Raw genomic sequence first — 21,139 nt, 5'->3', positions numbered from 1 at the left:
CAGTTTTTCTTCCACTATAGCCGCGATAGTTTTATCATACTTGCCACGAGGTTTGGAATGGATTCTTCGCTTTTTATAGCATTGATGAGCCTCCTCTGCTATATAGATATCTTTTGTTGTGTTACGAACTAATTCCCGTTCGATACTCGAATGATGTCGTCCTGTCTGTATAGCAATTTGTCTAGTTGAATAACCAAGAGTATGAAGTGCTTGTATACGCGCACGGTCAAACATGCTAAAATGGTGGTAGCTCATAAGATAACCTCCGTTTAATGGTGTGTGGTAACTTCATTTTACACGAGGTCAGCTCTATGAGCTATTTTTATTACTTGTCGCACTTCATTTTACAATTCAAGATATAAAAAAAATCATAGCAACTTTTGTTTTTTTCCAGAATAGACAATGGAATGAAACATAAATTGCTATGATATAATAATTTTTTACATTAATGAGATAATGAGGGAGAGACAGGTACTGTATCTTTTTCTTTACGGCGTTCTAAACTTTCTTTATGTAATTGTTTTGCACCATGGTGCGTTAGCAAACAAAACAATATGCAAAGAATAACTGCTGCAAAAAGAATATAGAAACCACCATCCCAGCCAATATGATCCACAGCCACCCCAAAAAGACTAGTTCCAATAGATGCCCCTACAACATAGCTCATAAAACCACGTAATCCAACAGCTGAACCTACCGCATATGATGGGACTATTTCCATAGTCTGCACGGAAGCTAAAAATTGAGGAATATAAATCAAACAACCCACAATTGCTGCAAAAATTGTTGTTGTCGCCAAAGATTCACTTTTCCAATAACCAATAATACAGAAAAAGATAAGTATCATACTAATAATAGCCGGCGGCATCCGGTATCCTTTAAAGAATTTATCAGAAATAACTCCTGCAAAAATCGTTGACGGAATAGCCGCCCATTCAAAGAACAAAAAAGCAACGGCCATTTCTGCTTTAGTAAACCCCTTAACTTGTAATAAATAAATGGGAAGCCATGTTAACATACCAAAACGAACAGTATATACAAAAGTATCAACAAAAGATACAAACCAAGCATTTTTATTTGGAAGAACATAGGTTTTAAATAACTTCCAGGCACTCATATTTTCTGGAACTTCATCTTGATTTTTTTCCATCATGTCGATATTGTCATCTTCTGGCATAATATGCTGCAAATCAGGAAGTCCTTCATTTACAGGAGATCCTTTTACACAGTATAAAACAACGACAACCCCGATTAAAGCTACACAAGCTGGAACAATATAACTCGCTGCCTGCCAATTATCTTCACCAACTATAAAAAAACCAGCTGTAACAACAGGTGCTACAATACCACCGCCAATATTATGAGATATATTCCAAAAAGCACCTACAATTCCTCGTTCTTTTTTAGGATACCATTTAGCCATAGATATAAAACAAGGTCCTACTCCCATACCTTGAAAAGTCCCTAATATAACAACTAATATAGTAAACGTCGTAAAATTAATACTAAATCCCATCAACACGTTAACTAATGCACATAAAATTAAGCCGAGAGCCATGAATTTCTTAGGATCTGCCTTATCAGCCAAACTGCTCATATATCCTTTGCTAAGACCATATGAAATCAGCATATAACTACTCAGCAATCCAATGCTTGTAGCGGAAAGATTTAAATCAGCTTTTAAAAAAGGAGTAGACAATGCAAAATTATTTCGCACTACATAAAAACTGGCATATCCAATAATAATACCTATCAAAGTTAATAGCCTGTATTTTTTATACACGTCCATTACTTTATCTGCGGGTACTCGTACCGCAGATTTTTTTGGTTGTAAAAAGTTGAACATAGACTCACCTCATAGTAACTATAATATATACAGTAAAATTTACTTCCTTATAAGCGCGCTTTTTCTATCTTTTTTATTATAAAAAAATTGTTAAAATTACACTATCAGCGTAATTCTCAATTTGCATAAGATTTTTTACTGTATACATCAGAATTTTTCTTAAAGTTATCTATATTCATAATAATATATATTTTATAATTCTGTTTTTAAAAGATTGTACTGCAAGGCCAATTTTACCAATTCATTTCGTTTTTTGCAGCCTAATTTTTCCATAATTTTTGTCTTATGTGTATCAATAGTTTTTACACTAAGATTCAACAACTTTCCAATCTCGGTGATAGTATAGCCATGCACCATATATTCAAATACTTCCAGTTCACGATGACTCAAGCATTTTACCGGATCTCGTCCATCTCCATCAAGTCCAGAAAACATGGACGTAAGCAGAGATTGTTCAGCATTTTTACTAAGATAAAAACGACCGGAAGCTACCGTACGCAACGCATCCAACAATTCATCATCCGCCGAAGCTTTTGGGATATACCCACTAGCTCCCAGCAACATCGCCTGCCGAATATAATTTTCATCTTCATGCATACTTAATATAAGAATCCGCAAGTCGGCACACATTCGTTTTGCCTGTTCAATAATTGCTAATCCTCCGACGCCAGGCATAGAAAGATCCAATAACATAATCTCTACTTTATTTATGTGTAGTTTCTGCAAAGCTTCTTCTCCTGTAGCTGCTTCCATTATTACATTAAAATCGGTATTATTTTTTAATAATAATCGAATTCCTTTACGTATTAATGAATGATCATCTACTATCATTACGTTAAACATCCATATCCCTGCCTTTCGTCACAGCTTTTAATTGAATACGATATACTGTCATCCATTCGGGTTTTTCTGATGTAATTTGCATCATTCCTCCTAATATCTGTATACGTTCCTGCATTCCATAAATTCCTAAATGGTTTGTCTGTCGTGCTTTTTTAATAATTTCTTCTGTAACACCAATCCCATTATCCTTAACAATTAACTGTACCCATTGTGTTCCTTCCAGATAAACCGATGCTTTTGTAGCATGAGAATGTTTGATAATATTTGTCAAGCATTCCTGAATAATCCTATACAAGGCCAAACTGGTCATATCATCCGGCTGCTGTTGCAAATGACAAATAAAAGTTACTGTTAAATTATTAAATTTTTGATACCCGGAAATTAAATTTTGAACAGCGGCTTCAATGCCTAATTCATCCAATGCCGGCGGTCGAAGTTCAACGGCTAAATGCCGAAGTTTTTGTAAAATATGATAGGTTTCATCTCGGACAGCCAATATATATTCCCTCTGCTCTTGATCTTCTACTTGATTTGCCAAAGCCCGAATAGATAAAATCAGCGCAGTTAAAGCTTGTCCGCTTTCATCGTGAATTTCCATAGAAATTCGTTTCCGTTCATTTTCCTGAACATTTAATAAATGTCCTAATAATTTTTTACGTTCTATCTCCCCCGCTTGCAATGACCCTGCCATATTATTCATGGCTGTCGTCAATCGTCCGAATTCATCTCCTGAACGCACCGTTAACGGATGACTCGGAAATCCACCTGCAGAAATAGTTTCTGCCCGATGAATCAATTTTTCCAATGGACGGGTAAAAATATGAGCCAGCTTATAAACAAACCAAGCACCCAATAATCCCACGGCTAACGTAATACATACAAGTTTAAAAAAATTCTTAGCCAACATCATAATCAATGCTTTTTCATTAACACCCAATCTTACATATCCTAACGAACCCTCTTCAATAGGACAAATAATGTCATCAATTTGTCCCATATTACTTTCAAACTCTAAAATATCATTTTCTGTGCCGTTTTTTTGAATATACGTATGTATCGGAAAAAGTTTTTCAGGAATACCATTACGAAAAGTATGTGCCATAATTTTCTGATTAGGATCTACAATAAATATATATTCCACAAATTCATTATTATTTTTTGCCATAAAAATTAATTCTTCCAAAGCATATAAGTTACCCATTTGTATAGGTTCACTGCTAAACTGAGATATTTCCATAGCGATAGATTTTCCGCGAGCTTCTAAATCTTGACGCATAACTTCTGACAAAGAACTCCATAAAATAAATCCCGATAAAAGACTAAAAACAAAAATAACACTTGCTACCATCACACTTAATTTACTAGCAATATTTAATCTGGCAAACCATCCCATTTATCCCACCTCCTTTTCATACCAATCTATGGTAGGATAAAGAGATGGTTCTGGTAAAATAAACTTATCGATCAAAAGATGATCCAATGCATCTTTTGCAGTTTTATCCTCATGTATATGCAGCAAAACCTGCTGTATTTTTTTTCATCAATCAAACCTTTACGAGCAACAATAGGCCCCGTTCCCCTAGGTGGAAGAATTTCAATAATACGTATCTTACTGGCAATTTGAGGACGATATTTCAACAAATAATCATAAGCAAGGCTATCAATAGCTGCCCCTGCAACAAATTTTTTAGCTACGGCACGAATAGATGCATCATGACTATAGGTAAAGGAATAAGAATTGAAAAATGCATCCTGTGTTATACCTATTTTTTGCAATCGGGCCTGCACTGAAAAAAATCCTGAATAACTCAACGGATCGACATAAGCAAATTTTTTTCCCCGCAGATCTTCAAAAGTATAGTCAGTACTATCCGCTGGAACAATAATATAACTATAGTAATATGGTAAATTATTTCGTTGCTGCATCGCTAACAGTGTCAATTCTTCTTTCTTGCCATATACACAATAGGCTCCCGTTGATAATAAACCAATATCTGCATCCCCTTTATTTAATAATTGATTAATTTCAGCATAACTTTTGCGGCGCAGTACCAATACCGGACGATTAAGCATTCTGCCAATACTATCTGCTAACTGATTTTGATATTTAGCTGTATCAGCATGACTTAAAACAGAAACCATCGCAATTCGTAAAGGTACTTCTTTATTTTTTACTTGATACTCTGGAATAGCTTCTGTTTTATTAAAATCAATGATAGTATTATGTTTTGTATAATATCCCCAACCTCCTAATAGTATCAGTATTATCACCATAATACTGCCAATATATATTGTTTTTCTGTTCATAATGGCACAATCTCCTGATATTTTATGTATATTATATATATATTATAACAAAAGTTATAGGAAACATAACAATAGGAATTATACTGCTATATACTAAGATATTCATGAAAAAAACAGTAAGAATTATTCTTATTCTTTTATACAAAAAATACCGCACTCGTATCTGTAGTGACCCCCATAAGCCAGCTTTCTAGATCTAACTTATGGGGGTCACTACAATCGGGAGCACGGTATTTTTTATATTACATTATCTATTCCGATTATAATTAATTAAACAACCTGCTTTCACAATTTTCTTTTCCTCTGCTGTCATTTCTGTAATATATAATGATATTTCCTTGATTGTATCTCCTATACTATACGCTTTAATACTTTTCATATCACCATTTAAAGCTTTTCGGATATGCGGAATATAAATATAGTCTCCTACTTCAAAAGAAGGACTTTCTTTCATCTGAAACGGAAGCATTCCCCAGTTAATAACATTAGAACGATATCGTTTGGTAGCATATTCCTCACAAATATTAGCGAGTCCTCCTAATACGCGTTGACAACTGGCCGCTTGTTCCCGAGCAGAGCCATCTCCTGGTTTTACACAATAAATTACGCTTCCTATTTCTATTGAAGCAATATCTATAGTACCAAACTTTTCTTCAAGTTTAGTATATATTCTTTTTAACTCAACATCAGCAGCAAAAATATTTTTTCCATCTCTTCGTTCTTTTTCCACAAGACCAATTTTTTTTGCTTTACTTACATAATCCGGATCACGGCGAGATAATGTGAATTCTGCCAAGCCTAATGGATTAGAACGATACGATGATGTTTCTCCAGAAGGAATTAATTCATCTGTCGTTGTAACAGAATCCATAATTTTTGAGCAAACCTTGAGAAGTATGTTATCAGACAAGGCAATCTGTTCAGGCCAATCTTTAATATTAGGGCCGTAAATTAATTCACTATGTGGTTTTGCGTTGTCAAATCCTTGATATACACGAATCTTGTAGGAACTATCATCAAAATCATATTCCGGTACACTATACTCGTCTGCATATGCAGTCGCTGCGGTAAGAATTCCTCCATTAGCTGCCGTAGCTGCAATCGAACGCGCATCCATAAGAGCAACTGCAGAAAATTGACCTGACCCAGGTTTAGACCCTTCTCGATTTGGGAAGTTTCGGGTTGTATGGCGTATACTAAATGCATTATTTGCAGGAGTATCTCCTGCTCCAAAACAAGGACCGCAAAATGCCGTTTTAACAATAGCACCCGAAGCCATCAGTTTAGAAATAGCTCCTTTTTTTACCAAATCCATAAAAAGAGGCTGTGACGATGGATATACATCTAGTGTAAATACGTCATTTCCACAATTTGCATTTTCAAGAATATGAGCCGCTTCCATGATATTTGTATAACAACCGCCGGCACAACCAGCAATAATTCCCTGTTGTACATGAAGTTTACCTTTAATAATCTTATCCATTAAACTGAAATGAATATCTGAATTAGAAAAACGAGATTTAATACTTTTTTCTGTTTCATACATGATATCTTCAAGATTCGCATTAAGTTCATCTATTTCAAAAGCATTACTTGGGTGCATCGGCATAGCGATCATTGGTTTAATCGTAGAAAGATCTATTTCTATAACCCCATCGTAATATGCGATTTCAGATGGTGTTAATTCTTGATAATCAGACACACGTCCATGCTTTGCAAGAAATTGTTTTGTATCATTATCCGTACACCAAATAGAAGAAAGACATGTCGTTTCTGTTGTCATAACATCAACACCATTACGATAATCGGTCGTCATTGACGCTATTCCAGGACCTACAAATTCCATGATTTTATTTTTTACATATCCGTTTTTAAATACAGCTCCAATAATAGCAATCGCTATATCCTGAGGACCCACGCCAGGATTAGGTTTCCCTGTAAGATAAACAGCAACAACTTCCGGGTAGGTAATATCATAAGTATCACCAAGAAGCTGTTTTACTAACTCACCGCCGCCTTCCCCCATAGCCATCGTACCGAGTGCTCCATACCGTGTATGACTATCAGAACCAAGAATCATTTTTCCACAGCCAGCCATCGTTTCACGCATATATTGATGAATAACAGCCATGTGAGGCGGAACATAAATACCGCCATATTTTTTAGCAGCAGATAAGCCAAATACATGATCATCTTCATTAATAGTTCCGCCAACAGCACACAACGAATTATGGCAATTCGTCAATATATACGGCAATGGGAATTTTTCCATACCTGAAGCTCTTGCCGTTTGTATAATACCCACAAAAGTTATGTCATGAGAAGCCATTGCATCAAATTTTATTTTCAACTTATCTATAGTATCTGATATATTATGCGCTTGTAATAAAGAATATGTGATTGTACCTTTTTTTGCTTTTTCCTTAGATACCGTTTTTCCTGTAAGAGACTGTATCTTAGTTTTATCCCTTTCTGATATCATTTTAATACCGTTAAGCAGATATGCGCCGCCTTCATACAAATTTACCATGTATATTCCCCCTACTAAAATTCAATTATTACGCTATATACATAAGACTGAAAAGCTGATATATCCTCTATAAAATAGTAATCAATCGCTTTAATATAAATTTATATCTTACCATAAAGTCTATCAAATCCATCTTAGTTATGCAAGAAAAACAGTCCTTTATACTCTATTTTTCTGCTGTTAAACAGCATTATCTATTTCTAATTACGAATTTCAGTAATTCATTTTCATAATATGAAATTTATTGTAATAAAGTTCATATTACAACATAATTATACTTAGCTGTTTACATACCTATTTTCTGAATTTATTTTTTCGTTTTTCTTTACATTTACCTAAATTATGCTATAATATCTTATATTCATCACTTTTTAATCTTCTCTGAAAAGACATTTTTAAATTGAGTATTTATGAATTTTCACGAATATTAAAAACATTACATTTTTTTATTACATCACAAGAGAGGGGCATCTGTACAATGGATAAAAACATCTATTTAGCGCAGTTTTACGGCAAATCTCAAAATTATACCAACATTCCTTCACAATGGTATAAAAAATATGGCGTAAAACGGGGACTGCGCAACGAAGATCATACCGGTGTATTAGTCGGCCTGACGCGTGTTGCCGATGTTGTCGGATATCAACGTGCAGAAGATGGGCAAAAGATCGATATAGACGGTATACTATATTACCGTGGCATTGATATCCGTGAATTGGTTAAAAATGACCGCGATCACGGATATTTATATGAAGAAGCATCTTTTTTGCTTCTTTTCGGTTATTTGCCAACAAAAAATGAATTGAAACACTTTTGTACTGTTTTACAAGAAGGATATGATCTTCCTGATGATTTTTTAGAAGCTAATTTACTTCATAATCCCGGAAAAAATCTTATGAACAAACTGCAGCATGCACTGTTGACATTATATAATTATGATCCGGATCCCGATAATACAGATGTTTATCAAACCCTTCGCAAGGGTCTTAATATCATGAGCAAACTTCCGTCTATTGCTTGTTATGCTTATATGTCGAAAATTCATTATTATAATCGACAAAGTCTGATTATTCATTATCCGCGTAAAGATTATTCTACAGCAGAAAATATTCTTTATATGCTTCGCCCGGATAGTAAATTCACAGCGAAAGAAGCACGTCTTTTAGATGTAATGTTATTTCTTCATGCGGATCACGGCGGTGGTACAAATTCAACGTTTACCAATGTTGTTGTAGCCTCTACTGATACCGACTTATATTCTACTATGGCTAGTTCTATAGGCGCTTTAAAAGGGCCGCGTCATGGCGGCGCTAATGTTAAAGTATCTGAAATGATGGAGCGAGTCATTGATACGATAGGAACAAAAGCTACGGATTCTCAGATTACCGATGTTATTCATCGCATTTTGAATAAAGATTTTCAAAATCATAGCGGCCTTGTCTATGGATTCGGCCATGCCGTATATACTTTATCCGATCCACGTGCAGAAATTCTTCGTCACTTTTGCGGAACTGTAGCTAAAGAAAAGAAAATGGAAGATATTTTTAACTTCTATCGGCATTTCGAAAAAATAGCCGTTCAAATTCTTTCACAGGAAAAAGGTGCTAATATGTGCAGTAATGTAGATTATTATAGTGGTCTCGCATATGCTATGCTGGGTATTCCCCGTGATTTATTTACACCACTTTTTGTTATCAGTCGTCTCGTAGGCTGGCTGGCTCATAATATTGAAAATAAACTCTATGATGATCGTATCGTACGCCCTGCTACAAAATATGTTGGAGATTTAATGGATTATATCCCTATGGAGGAACGATAACTATGACAACAATTACTGTATTTAAAGGAGATGGCATCGGTCCTGAAATCACGGATGCTGTCCTAACAATATTAGATGCTGCTCATTCAGATATGACATATGAAATATTTAATGTTGGAGCCGCAGAATATGAAAAAAATGGCGCTCTTATCCCAGAAGAGGCATTTACTTCATTTGAAAAAAATAAAGTTCTTTTAAAATCACCTATTACTACTCCTATTGGTAAAGGATTTCGTTCTCTTAATGTTACGCTGCGCAATAAGTATGATCTCTATGCAAATATCCGTCCGGCTAAAGCAAATGCCGCTGTATCTACCCCTTTTCCTAATGTAGATATTGTCACTTTTCGAGAAAATACAGAAGACCTTTACGTCGGAATAGAAAAACAAATTGATGAAAATACCGTTCATGCCATTAAAATTATTACCCGTAAGGCAAGTGAACGTATTATTCGTGATGCTTTTGAATATGCCTTATCCCATGACCGTCATAAAGTAACTTGTGTACATAAGGCAAATATTCTTAAATTAAGCGATGGCATGTTTTTATCTATATTTAAAAAAATTGCCGCTTTATATCCTCAAATTGAAAGTGATGATAAAATTGTTGATAACGTCTGTATGCAATTAGTAATGCATCCCGACTCCTTTGATGTCATGGTAATGCCTAATTTATACGGTGATATTGTTTCCGACCTTACAAGTGGCCTTATTGGTGGTCTTGGATTACTCCCATCCAGTAATCTGGGAACTGGGTATGCCATGTTTGAAGCTGTTCATGGCAGCGCTCCTGACATTGCAGGAAAACATATTGCTAATCCTACAGCACTTCTCTGGTCTTCTTGTATGCTTTTAGAATATATTGGTAAAAATAATATTGCTTCCCGTATTCGCAGGGCTGTAGACGAAGTGCTTTCCGAAAAAAGATACATAACACCTGACTTAGGAGGAAATGCTTCAACTGAACAATATAGAGATGCTGTTATTTCCCATTTAAAATAAAAAAAACACGTTTTAAACTTAATCAGTGTAGTGACCCCCATAAGTTAGACCTAGAAATCTATCTTATGGGGGTCACTACACTGATTAAAACGTGTTTTTTTTTTTACATATTACCTTATTTTTTTACAACTAATATAATACTGATAAAAATTAAAACGGACCCAAAAATAAAGGGTATTCCAATTTGCTCTCCCAGAAATAACCCCCCTAAAAAAGTTCCTGTCAAAGGCTGAAAAAATAAATAAATTCCTCCTGTAGAAGCATCCACCATTTGGATTCCTTTATTCCACAAGTAAAAAGCACCCGCCGTAGAAATGACTCCAATATAAAGAATACCTGCTAAAATTTTAGGTTCTAAAATAGTGTATATTATTGTATTATTCCATATTGATATCTCAGCTGGAGTGATAATTAACAAGGCTGCCAACATAGCATACGTCGTAACGGCAAGAATAGAATATTCTTCTGGTATTTTTTTTATAAGTACAGAAATAATAGCCCAAGTCATTGCTGCTAAAACAAGAATTAAAGAACCCAATTGAAAGTTTTGATTGACTTGTCCTAATCCTACAATAAAAAGTACTCCTACCGTTGCCATTAGAACAGATGCACCTTTACGAAAGGTTATTTTCTCATGAAGGATAAGTTTTGAAAATATAACCATAAATGCCGGTGAAGAAGATGTTATAACTGATCCCGTTTGCGCTGAAGACAATTGTGTTCCAGCAAATTGCGCCCATATAGATACTACATATCCACATAGCCCTATAAAAATAATAAGTGGTACATCTTTCCATTGAACATGCCAAGATTCTTTCATTATCTTTCCCATTATAATTAATATAATAACAGCAATAAGATATCGTACCCATACTAATTCCATTGGATTTAAAACATCCATTACAATTTTACTTATTACATAAAGACCACCCCATATAGAAGCTGCTGCAATAAGATAACATTGACCGATATACTGTTTCATAATATATACCTCACTATATTTTTACAATGTATAATAAATTATAGTATTATCCGACTTAGCTATTGTACCATAGATCAAAAGACATTTTAATTCATTTTATTTTTTTAGTTAACATGCTATAATCAAAATTGTAATTTATACGGAATTATAGAGAAAGGCAGGTATCAATTATATGACTTTCATTGAATCCTCTAGTACAGATCCATATTTTAATTTAGCTATGGAAGAATATGTTTTTGAAAAAATGGATAAAAATGAACAATATTTTATTCTTTGGCAAAATGACAATACCATTGTCATTGGTAAACATCAAAACACTGCTGAAGAAGTAAACCAAGCTTTTGTTGATGCTCATAACATTCATGTTGCTCGTCGTCTTTCCGGTGGCGGTGCCGTATATCATGATAAAGGAAATCTTAATTTCACATTTATTGTAGACCAAGATCAAGCACCGGATTTTAATTTTAAAGTATTTGTCATTCCAGTTATTGAAGCTTTAAAGAAAATAGGAATTCATGCAGAATTTACCGGTCGTAATGACCTTACCATTGAAGGTATGAAATTTTCTGGCAATTCCCAATATGCAAAAAAAGGACGATTACTTCATCATGGCTGCATTATGTTAGATTCCAATCTGACAAATGTGGCGGATGCCCTCCGTGTTAAACCTGCAAAATATGAATCAAGAGGGATTAAATCCGTACACAGCCGCGTTACTTGTATCAATGCCAATACAACGGCTCCTATTACGATGAACTGCTTTAAAAACCTGTTAAAACGCCAAGTTTTTGCAGCAAATACTATGCATTCCTTACTTTTTACAGATAAGCAATTACAGGAAATACAAGCATTAAGAAATAAAAAATATATCACATGGGAATGGAATTATGGAGCATCTCCTTCATATAATATGAAAAAAGAAAAAAAATTTTCTTCAGGATTAGTTAGTATTTATATCCAATCCGAAAAAGCATGTATCAAAACGATTCGATTTTTTGGTGATTTTTTTGGAAACGAAGATCTCTCAGAACTAGAAGAAGCTATGCGAGGACTCCCCCTTGATCAACATTTGTTTCAAACATTAGAATCGCTTGATATAGGAAAATATATGAATGGCATTACTGCAAAGGACATTAGTGAGCTAATTCTCTATTAATCTAAAAATTTTAGTAAAAAAAATAGTGTCTACACTAAATTTTTTTTTACTCTCCTATACATACATTTATTACCATTATATTAAGGAGTTTTTTTTATGAAAATCTCAGTATTAGGTTGTGGCCGTTGGGGTAGTTTTATTGCTTGGTATTCACATCATATCGGTCACGATGTACTAATTTGGGGACGTGAAAATTCTCCCCATTATCAAGAACTTGAAAAAACAAGAAAAAATGAATATTTAACACTTTCTTCAGATATTTATTTAACTCATAATTTAAAAACAGCCTTAACCAAATCAGATATTTGTGTCATTTCCATCAATTCTCAACAATTGAGAAGTTTTGGAAAACAAATTTCTTCTCTAAATATAAAATCAAAAGTGCCTTTTATTCTCTGCATGAAAGGATTAGAAATCGGCAGCGGAAAAAGACTTACCACTGTTCTAAGTGAAGAAATCGGTATAACCTCTCCAATTGCTGTATGGGTTGGCCCCGGACATGTACAGGATTTTTTGTGTGGCATGCCAAATTGTATGATTATGTCTTCACTTGATACTACTCTTACAAAATATCTTGCACATGCCTTTTCCAGTCCTCTTATTCGTTTTTATTATGGAAAAGATTTATTAGGCATTGAAATTGGTGCAGCAGCCAAAAATGTAATTGGTTTAGCTGCCGGTATGCTAGATGGCATTGGATATAGTAGTTTAAAAGGAGCTCTTATGGCTCGTGGAACTCATGAATTATCTCGTCTCATTGAAGCTATGGGAGGTAATCCTATGACTGTTTACGGTCTTAGTCATCTAGGAGATTACGAAGCAACTTTATTTTCTGAACACAGTAATAATCGTCGTTTTGGTGAAGATTTAATTCTTGGAAAACCTTTTCATAAACTAGCCGAAGGGGTATATACTGTTCAAGCATTAATGGATCTTTCTGAAACATATCATGTAGAACTTCCTATCAGTAAGACTGTATATGAAATTATTTACAATCATACGAATCCTAGAAAAGAATTAGAAAAATTATTTCTACGTTCTGTTAAATCAGAATAAATGAAAAAACGTTTCTCTATGATGTAAAAGCATCATAGAGAAACGTTTTTTTATTTATTCTTCCTCTCTTTCTTTTCTTGTTACTAATAATTTATCAACCCGAAGATTATCCATATCCATAACTTCAAAAGTAAACTCTTTCCAAATATATATATCTGTTTCTTTCGGTATCCTTCCTATTCCATATGTAACCAATCCAGCCAAAGTCTTATAAAGATCCTCATCTTCTTCTGGTAATTCTTCATCAATATCAAAAAAATCCTTAAATTCTTCTACAGTGAGTAATCCTTCCATAAGCCATTCATTAGGTCCTCTCTGAATAATACGATTTTGTTCTTCTCTCTTTTCCTCCTCACCTGCCGGCATAATACCAACAAGTTCTTCCAATACATCATGAAGAGTTAATATGCCGCTAAAATTACCATATTCATCAAGAACAGCTGCTTCATGTACCCCTTGTTCCTTAAATGAATGAACAACTTTCATTATATCCATAGATTCGGGAATAAACATAGGACGATGAACACATTTTTCTAATAATGTATGTATGTGCACTATCTTTTTTTCTTTTGCCGTATCATAATATGTGATAAACATATCATTAATGGACACAAAACCAAGAAATTCATCTAGAGAACCTCTACCTACAGGCAACCGAAAATGATTAGCATCCAGAAGTTCTTTCATAATTACCTGTTCCGAATCTTCTATATCAATCCAATCAACTTGCGTACGATTAGTCATAATATCGCTAGCATCCATGTCCGCTAATCTAAATACCCGGTCAACAAGTTCCGGTTCCTCTTTTTCAAAAGCTCCCAATTCTGCTCCTTGTTCTAAAAGAAGTTTTATTTCATCTTCTGTAACAGGTATATCCTTTACTTTTTTTGTTCCTAAAAAAGCAGTAACAAAAGCAGTAGAAGCAGACAAAAACCAAACAATAGGTGTACATACACGTGAAAAAAACAACATAGGACGAGCAATAATACAAGCTATGCGCTCCGGATTATCTATAGCAATCCTTTTTGGCACTAATTCGCCTATAATCAAAGTAAAATATGTAATACCTGTTACAATAATAATCATACTTATCGTATATGAATAAACCTGCAAAAAAGTAATTTTCTCTACATAATGAGATAAAGGACCCGCCATAGCCGTTCCTCCATATACCCCTGTTAAAAGACTAATAAGAGTTATTCCAAATTGAATCGTTGAAAACATTTTATTAGGATTTTCTCTTAATTTCAATACAACAGCCGCGCTTCCGCTGCCTTCATCAGCCATAGATTCCAATCTTGTTTTACGACAACTTACGATAGCCATTTCTGACATAGCAAAAATCCCATTGGCAACAATAAGCAATAAAATAACCAATATTTCTTCACCTAGGGAATATTCCACTATAAATCACATCCTTATATGTAAATAGTCTATTAATAGTATAGTATCTTTTTTTCATTGTTCCTGCAACTCCCTCATTTAATAAAAAAATAGAATACTTTATTTTAATTTTTATCTTTCTTTATCGCTAGCTTCAATACTTTTTTTTACACAATACATATTTTTATTGACTAATATTTTTTAACATGATACTGTTTAATTAAAATAATATGTTTTAATTATAAACAAAGGAGTTTATTCTATAATAAATTCTTTTGTTTTTTTTATAAAAAGGAGGTATACATGTGTTAAAAGAAAAACTAGCTAAAAGAATGAATACATTCCCTTTATCAGGAATCCGAAAAGTACAAGCTGAAGCAAAAGAATTAGAATCACACGGTGAGAACATTATCCATATGGAAATGGGTATGCCCGATTTTGATACTCCAGAATATATAAAAAAAGCATGTATTCAAAGTATAAAAGACGGACATGTATTTTATACAGTCGGTGCCGGTCTATTAGATTTAAGAAAAGCTATATCAAAAAAATTAGAGAAAGAAAATCATCTTACTTATTCTACAGATGAAATTGTTGTTACCATCGGCTTATCCGCTGGTATTTTTACTGTATATGCTGCACTGCTCGATGCGGAAGACGAAGTTCTTATTCCCAATCCTGTATATCCGCCATATTTGAATATTCCTCACTTATTAGGAGCAAAAACTATAGATTATTCCTTATTGGAAATAAACAACTATCAGCCGGATATAACGGAAATAGAAAATAAAATTACTAAAAAAACAAAAGCTATTGTTATTATTTCACCTAATAATCCATTAGGAAGCATCCTTACTTATGATTCCTTACAACATATAGCGAAACTTGCAATACAATACAATTTAGCTGTTATTACTGATGAGATTTATGAACGTATTTTATTTGATAAGGCAGTGCATTATAGTATTGCTTCATTTCCTCATATGAAAGAACGTACTTTAACACTTAACGGTTTTTCAAAAACATATTCCATGACCGGCTGGCGTCTTGGGTACATTGCCGGACCAAAAGAAATTATGCCGGACATTAATAAACTGCATGGTCATATGAATTCTTGTGCTACTACCTTTGTACAAGATGCTGCCATAACTGCTCTTACAGAAGAACATGAAGAAGTTGAAAAAATGGTAACTGCATATCAACAACGCAAAGACTATCTTGTACGAAACTTAAATAAAATAGAAGGAATCAGTTGTACTAATCCACAAGGTGCTTTCTATTTATTTCTAAATATAAAAAAACTCGGAATGACCTCTGAAGAAGCAGCAAGTTATTTTCTTCATACGGCACATGTAGCACTTGTCCCCGGAACTGTATTTGGTTCCAATGGTGCCGGTTATATCCGTATGTCTTTTGCAAACAGCATGAAAGAAATAAAAACTGCTTGTTTTCGTATACAAGCTGCTGTAGAAAAATTAAAAAAATAAAAATTTTTATATAAAGAAAGGACAGTATCTATTTTTTGAATAGTATGCTGTCTTCTTTTTTTATAGTACTTGCATATAAAATACTAAACTAAAATTTTTGATTAATCCTGTAAATATTCTCGATTAGCTACTACTTTTCCCTGCCTTGTATACACACGAGGCACACGTCTGGCCAACATGCATATAATTTCATAATTAATTGTTCCCAATATATTTGAAAGTTCTTCAACTGGGAGTTCTGTCCCATTTTGTTTTCCAAATAAAACAACTTCATCATCTATTTTTATATCAGGAATGGTCGTAACATCAATCATACATTGATCCATGCATATATTACCTACCTGAGGAACTCTTTTTCCATGAACTAATACTTCCGCCTTATTTGAAAGCATGCGAGTATAGCCATCTGCATACCCTACCGGAAGAGAAGCTATTCGTGTAGGTCTTTCAGCAATAAATTTTCGTCCATAACTGACACTTTCTCCTGCATCAATAACTTTTATATGATCTACACAACATTTTAATGACATAACCGTTTTTAGATTAAATTTTTTAATATCTACTTCATCAGAAGGTGCTAAACCATACATAATAATTCCAGCTCGTACCATATCATCATGAAATTCTGGCAGATCAAGAATGGCTGCACTATTACAGCAATGATGAAGATGAATAGAAACTCCCTCTTCTTTCAACCGTTGGCATATCCATTTAAATTTTTTATATTGTTCTCTGGTATATGCTTTATCTTGAATATCGGCAACTGCAAAATGTGTAAATATACCTTCTAAAATAACATTAGGCAATTGACTTATTTTTTTTATTTCTTTGATACTTTCTTCTGTAGGTCTATACCCAATACGTCCCATACCGCTATCAACAGCAATATGTAAACTAACAGGACGATTCTGACGCACCGCTTCTTTTGAAAAAGCAAGCGCATCTTCATAATGAAATACGGCAGCATCTACCCCAAAATTAATTAATTCTTCTGCTCTTTTACCAGTAGTAGAACCTAAAATAAGTATTTTAGCGGTAATCCCTGCCTGCCGTAATTCCACTGCTTCATCTAATACAGATACAGCTAAGCGATCCGCTCCATTGGACAATAATTCCTTAGACGCAACTACAGCACCTGCCCCATAGGCATCTGCTTTTACTACAGCTGTAATTAACGTATCTGGACTAACGATGCGTCTAATTTCCTTCATATTATTATCTAAAGCATCTAAATCTATTTCAACCCACATAGGTCTTCTCTTCTGTATATCCAAAATAAATCACCTCATAAAAAAAATATAAGATATCATATCATTTTATATTCAAAAAAGCTATTTTCTTTTTTTAATAATCTTTTTCATTTTTTCTAATCGATTTAAAGCTTCATATAATGTTTCATCATTCTTAGCAAAGTGAAGACGAATTAAATTATACACCGGTTCCTTAAAAAAAGAAGAACCAGGGACTGCACCTACGCCAATATCACGAGCCAAAAGTTCACAAAACTCTAAATCATTATCAAAACCATATTCTGATATATCTAAAAGAATATAGTATGCACCTTGTGGATTAGTATGAGAAATACCTAATGTATCTAATCCATCCATCATAATAGTACGCTTATGCGTATACATAGATAATAAATCATCATAATAAGACTTTCCAAACTTTAATCCTACTATAGCAGCCTCCTGTAATGGACTTGGAGCCGCAACCGTAAGAAAATCATGAATTTGCTTAGCCCCATTAATAATAGCAGGAGGTGCTATGATATATCCTAATCTCCAACCCGTTATGGAGTATGTTTTTGACAAAGAACCGCAAGTCAATGTCCTTTCATACATTCCCGGAAGTGTTGAAAAATAAGTATGTACATAAGGCTTATATACAATATGTTCATATACCTCATCGGTAATAACAAATGTATCATATTTTTTTGCTAAAAAAGCAATATATTCTAATTCTTCCTTTGTAAATACTTTACCGCAAGGATTCGATGGATTACATAAAATAAGAGCTTTAGGCCTTTTTTTAAATGCTTTTTCTAATTCTTCATAATTAAAATCAAATAAAGGAGGATATAAAGGGACATAGATAGGATCAGCACCTGAAAGAATTGTATCCGCACCATAATTTTCGTAAAAAGGAGAAAAAACAATCACCTTGTCACCTGGATTTGTAACAGTCATAACAGCAGCCATCATTGCTTCTGTACTTCCACATGTAACTACAATTTCCTTCTCTGGATCTATTCTTTGTTTCGTAAAACAATAATGATATTCAGATAAAGCCTTACGAAAATTTTCAGCTCCCCACGTAAGACCATATTGATGTGGTCCTTTTTGAGCTACTTCAGATAATCGATCTAAAATTTCTTGCGGCGGCGAAAAATCAGGAAAACCTTGTGATAGGTTAACAGCATGGTATTCTTCGGAAATCCTCGTCATCCGTCTAATAACAGAATCAGTAAACAATAAAATTTTTTCTGCAAGCTCTGGCATACGATCTTCCCCCTCTTTGATTTTAAATAAAAAAGACGTCACTACTATAAGCTGACGTCTTTGTCACAAATAAAAAAACTTTATAAGTCAAGATTACGCACCTTTTTAGCATTATCTTGAATAAACTTACGACGTGGTTCTACCTTATCTCCCATAAGAACGGAGAAAATATGATCAGCTTCCACAGCATCTTCTAAATGAACCTTCAACATGGTTCTATATTCTGGATCCATAGTTGTTTCCCATAACTGTTCTGGATTCATTTCACCTAACCCTTTATATCTTTGAACAACAATGCTGCTATCATTTCCCAATTCATTTAATTTAGCTTGCAGGGCATCTTCATTGTAGAGATACCATACGGATTTACCTTTTCTAACTTGATATAAAGGAGGTTGAGCAATATAAACATGTCCCTCTACAATAAGTGGTTTCATAAAACGATAAAAGAATGTTAATAATAATGTACGTATATGGGAACCATCAACATCAGCATCTGTCATAATAATAATTTTATCATATCTTCTTTTGCTAAGATCAAATTCTTCACCAATACCTGTTCCAAAAGCCGTAATCATAGACCGTATTTCTTCATTTGCCAATATTTTATCTAAACGTGCTTTTTCTACATTAATAATTTTTCCGCGAAGTGGTAAAATTGCCTGAAATTTACGATCTCTTCCTTGTTTAGCGCTCCCCCCTGCAGAATCACCTTCTACTAAATAAATTTCTGTAAAATCTGGATTTTTTTCTGAACAATCAGCAAGTTTTCCCGGAAGACTACTAATTTCCAAAGCATTTTTTCGCCGTGTCAATTCTCTGGCACGACGAGCAGCTTCACGAGCTCTGGAAGCTGCTATCGTTTTTTCAATAATTCGCTTCGCTTCATTAGGATGCTCTTCCAAATATTCTTTCAATCCATCTGAAAGAATAGTATCAACAATTCCCTTAACTTCACTATTTCCCAGTTTCGTTTTTGTTTGTCCTTCAAATTGAGGTTCTCTTACCTTAATACTGATGACAGCGGTAAGACCTTCACGAACATCATCACCTGACAAGTTTTCTTCATTATCCTTAATAATACCGTTTGTACGTCCATAATCATTAATAGTACGAGTTAGTCCTGAACGGAACCCACTTAAATGAGTTCCACCTTCTTCTGTAAAAATATCATTAACAAATGAAAGAATATTTTCACTATATCCATCATTATATTGCATAGCAACATCAACGATAACTTTATCTTTTTCACCATCAATATTAATTACAGTAGGATTAATAGCCTGTTTTTCATGATTAAGAAACTCCACAAATGAAATAAGTCCGCCTTCATAACAGTATATTTCCTGACGTCCTTCTCCTCGTTTATCTGTTAATGTAATATGCAATCCTTTATTTAAAAAAGCTAATTCACGAAGTCTTATCTTTAATGTATTAAAATCATATATTGTTTCTGGAAAAATTTCATGATCAGGTTTAAACATAACTTTTGTTCCTGTTTCTTCATTTTTTTCCAGCGGACGTATTTTTCGAAGTGGAGAATCCGTTATACCTCTAGTAAAACTAATGTTCCATAAATATCCATCCCTTTTTACTTCTACATTAGTAAAAATACTTAAAGCATTAACAACAGAAATACCTACTCCATGAAGACCTCCTGAAATAGGATATCCTTCACCGCCAAATTTTCCTCCAGCATGAAGTACAGTTAATACAACTTCTACTGCCGGTTTTCCCACTTTATGCATAGCAACAGGTATGCCGCGTCCATTATCAACAACAGTAATACTATTATCTACTTCGATTGTTACTTCAATATGACTGCAGTATCCAGCTAACGCCTCATCTATGCTATTATCAACAACTTCATAAACGAGATGATGAAGACCCCGGGCTGAAGTACTTCCAATATACATACCAGGGCGTTTGCGTACAGCTTCCAATCCTTCTAACACTTGAATTTGTTCCGCACCATAATCTATTTTTTTGTCTTCCGACATGAATTAATTCCTCCTATCCATTAACTGGAAATTATATTAATTATACTATATTTTACTATATTAATATAGCTCTATGAAGAGAATAGCTGTTTATACCTGCATATGATAGTTTCTAATGTAATAGGTGTACCATACAGATACTCCTCCGTTACAATATAACATCTAACATCTTTTATATTTCCACTGCCAAGTATAATCAATTTTTTATAATAATGTTCTAAGGGATTA

At 33.9% G+C, this 21,139-nt stretch carries 16 protein-coding genes; 5 read left to right on the top strand and 11 right to left on the bottom strand.

The window, feature by feature from the left end:
• The 6 genes from BLR11_RS10555 to BLR11_RS10530 all read right to left on the bottom strand — a co-directional run.
• Positions 1–255, bottom strand: a 255-nt coding sequence (locus tag BLR11_RS10555; protein ID WP_143006411.1) for a helix-turn-helix domain-containing protein, incomplete at its 3' end; no start/stop codon positions are given.
• Positions 256–445: 190 nt separating this feature from the next.
• Complete coding sequence (gene pgtP, locus BLR11_RS10550; RefSeq protein ID WP_091651755.1) at positions 446–1,846, bottom strand: phosphoglycerate transporter PgtP; 1,401 nt, start codon at positions 1,844–1,846, stop codon at positions 446–448.
• Between the two features lie 192 nt (positions 1,847–2,038).
• Positions 2,039–2,689, bottom strand: a complete 651-nt coding sequence (locus tag BLR11_RS10545) for a response regulator (protein ID WP_091651753.1) — start codon at positions 2,687–2,689, stop codon at positions 2,039–2,041.
• Positions 2,682–4,082 (bottom strand): sensor histidine kinase, encoded by a 1,401-nt coding sequence (locus BLR11_RS10540; protein ID WP_091651750.1) that lies wholly within the window; start codon positions 4,080–4,082, stop codon positions 2,682–2,684. The genes BLR11_RS10545 and BLR11_RS10540 overlap by 8 nt, the downstream gene beginning before the upstream one ends.
• Positions 4,083–4,153: 71 nt before the next feature.
• On the bottom strand, positions 4,154–4,996 hold the full coding sequence (locus BLR11_RS10535; RefSeq protein WP_218118784.1) for a PhnD/SsuA/transferrin family substrate-binding protein: 843 nt from the start codon (positions 4,994–4,996) through the stop codon (positions 4,154–4,156).
• 247 nt (positions 4,997–5,243) lie between these two features.
• Positions 5,244–7,526 (bottom strand): hydratase, encoded by a 2,283-nt coding sequence (locus tag BLR11_RS10530; protein WP_091651746.1) that lies wholly within the window; start codon positions 7,524–7,526, stop codon positions 5,244–5,246.
• A gap of 478 nt (positions 7,527–8,004) precedes the next feature.
• Here BLR11_RS10530 and BLR11_RS10525 point away from each other — a divergent pair, with 478 nt between their 5' ends.
• Complete coding sequence (locus BLR11_RS10525; protein ID WP_091651745.1) at positions 8,005–9,345, top strand: citrate synthase; 1,341 nt, start codon at positions 8,005–8,007, stop codon at positions 9,343–9,345.
• Positions 9,346–9,347: 2 nt separating this feature from the next.
• Positions 9,348–10,346 carry an isocitrate/isopropylmalate dehydrogenase family protein gene (locus BLR11_RS10520; RefSeq protein ID WP_091651742.1) on the top strand — a complete coding sequence of 333 codons (999 nt, stop codon included), beginning with the start codon at positions 9,348–9,350 and terminating at the stop codon, positions 10,344–10,346.
• A 115-nt stretch (positions 10,347–10,461) separates the two neighbouring features.
• Here the strand turns inward: BLR11_RS10520 and BLR11_RS10515 are convergent, their stop codons facing one another.
• Positions 10,462–11,328, bottom strand: a complete 867-nt coding sequence (locus tag BLR11_RS10515) for a DMT family transporter (RefSeq protein WP_176762961.1) — start codon at positions 11,326–11,328, stop codon at positions 10,462–10,464.
• 172 nt (positions 11,329–11,500) lie between these two features.
• On the opposite strand from BLR11_RS10515, the gene lplA reads away from it, so the two are divergent.
• A complete protein-coding gene (gene lplA / locus BLR11_RS10510; protein ID WP_091651735.1) occupies positions 11,501–12,484 on the top strand; it encodes a lipoate--protein ligase in 984 nt (327 codons plus the stop codon).
• 96 nt (positions 12,485–12,580) lie between these two features.
• Positions 12,581–13,540 carry an NAD(P)H-dependent glycerol-3-phosphate dehydrogenase gene (locus BLR11_RS10505; protein WP_091651732.1) on the top strand — a complete coding sequence of 320 codons (960 nt, stop codon included), beginning with the start codon at positions 12,581–12,583 and terminating at the stop codon, positions 13,538–13,540.
• A 54-nt stretch (positions 13,541–13,594) separates the two neighbouring features.
• Here BLR11_RS10505 and BLR11_RS10500 read toward each other — a convergent pair whose 3' ends face one another.
• On the bottom strand, positions 13,595–14,944 hold the full coding sequence (locus BLR11_RS10500; RefSeq protein WP_091651729.1) for a hemolysin family protein: 1,350 nt from the start codon (positions 14,942–14,944) through the stop codon (positions 13,595–13,597).
• 284 nt (positions 14,945–15,228) lie between these two features.
• Between BLR11_RS10500 and BLR11_RS10495 the strand changes: the two genes are divergently transcribed.
• A complete protein-coding gene (locus tag BLR11_RS10495) occupies positions 15,229–16,410 on the top strand; it encodes a pyridoxal phosphate-dependent aminotransferase (RefSeq protein WP_218118783.1) in 1,182 nt (393 codons plus the stop codon).
• Between the two features lie 101 nt (positions 16,411–16,511).
• Here BLR11_RS10495 and alr read toward each other — a convergent pair whose 3' ends face one another.
• The 3 genes from alr to gyrB form a co-directional block, all read right to left on the bottom strand.
• A complete protein-coding gene (alr, locus tag BLR11_RS10490) occupies positions 16,512–17,660 on the bottom strand; it encodes an alanine racemase (RefSeq protein WP_091651726.1) in 1,149 nt (382 codons plus the stop codon).
• 81 nt (positions 17,661–17,741) lie between these two features.
• Positions 17,742–18,911: a pyridoxal phosphate-dependent aminotransferase gene (locus tag BLR11_RS10485; protein ID WP_091651723.1), complete on the bottom strand. Its 1,170-nt coding sequence runs from the start codon at positions 18,909–18,911 to the stop codon at positions 17,742–17,744.
• An 80-nt stretch (positions 18,912–18,991) separates the two neighbouring features.
• Positions 18,992–20,911: a DNA topoisomerase (ATP-hydrolyzing) subunit B gene (gyrB, locus tag BLR11_RS10480; protein ID WP_091651721.1), complete on the bottom strand. Its 1,920-nt coding sequence runs from the start codon at positions 20,909–20,911 to the stop codon at positions 18,992–18,994.
• Positions 20,912–21,139 lie beyond the last annotated feature (228 nt).

The organism is Megasphaera paucivorans (assembly GCF_900103535.1).
Taxonomy (GTDB): Bacteria; Bacillota; Negativicutes; order Veillonellales; family Megasphaeraceae; genus Megasphaera_A; species Megasphaera_A paucivorans.
This window is presented reverse-complemented; position numbering and strand designations above follow the sequence as displayed.

Excerpts from the sequence above, each read along its gene's own strand:
- pgtP (WP_091651755.1), bottom strand. The coding sequence starts at position 1,846 with ATGTTCAACTTTTTACAACCAAAAAAATCTGCGGTACGAGTACCCGCA.
- BLR11_RS10545 (WP_091651753.1), bottom strand. The coding sequence starts at position 2,689 with ATGTTTAACGTAATGATAGTAGATGATCATTCATTAATACGTAAAGGA.
- BLR11_RS10540 (WP_091651750.1), bottom strand. The coding sequence starts at position 4,082 with ATGGGATGGTTTGCCAGATTAAATATTGCTAGTAAATTAAGTGTGATG.
- BLR11_RS10535 (WP_218118784.1), bottom strand. The coding sequence starts at position 4,996 with ATGAACAGAAAAACAATATATATTGGCAGTATTATGGTGATAATACTG.
- BLR11_RS10530 (WP_091651746.1), bottom strand. The coding sequence starts at position 7,526 with ATGGTAAATTTGTATGAAGGCGGCGCATATCTGCTTAACGGTATTAAA.
- BLR11_RS10525 (WP_091651745.1), top strand. The coding sequence starts at position 8,005 with ATGGATAAAAACATCTATTTAGCGCAGTTTTACGGCAAATCTCAAAAT.
- BLR11_RS10520 (WP_091651742.1), top strand. The coding sequence starts at position 9,348 with ATGACAACAATTACTGTATTTAAAGGAGATGGCATCGGTCCTGAAATC.
- BLR11_RS10515 (WP_176762961.1), bottom strand. The coding sequence starts at position 11,328 with ATGAAACAGTATATCGGTCAATGTTATCTTATTGCAGCAGCTTCTATA.
- lplA (WP_091651735.1), top strand. The coding sequence starts at position 11,501 with ATGACTTTCATTGAATCCTCTAGTACAGATCCATATTTTAATTTAGCT.
- BLR11_RS10505 (WP_091651732.1), top strand. The coding sequence starts at position 12,581 with ATGAAAATCTCAGTATTAGGTTGTGGCCGTTGGGGTAGTTTTATTGCT.
- alr (WP_091651726.1), bottom strand. The coding sequence starts at position 17,660 with ATGTGGGTTGAAATAGATTTAGATGCTTTAGATAATAATATGAAGGAA.
- BLR11_RS10485 (WP_091651723.1), bottom strand. The coding sequence starts at position 18,911 with ATGCCAGAGCTTGCAGAAAAAATTTTATTGTTTACTGATTCTGTTATT.
- gyrB (WP_091651721.1), bottom strand. The coding sequence starts at position 20,911 with ATGTCGGAAGACAAAAAAATAGATTATGGTGCGGAACAAATTCAAGTG.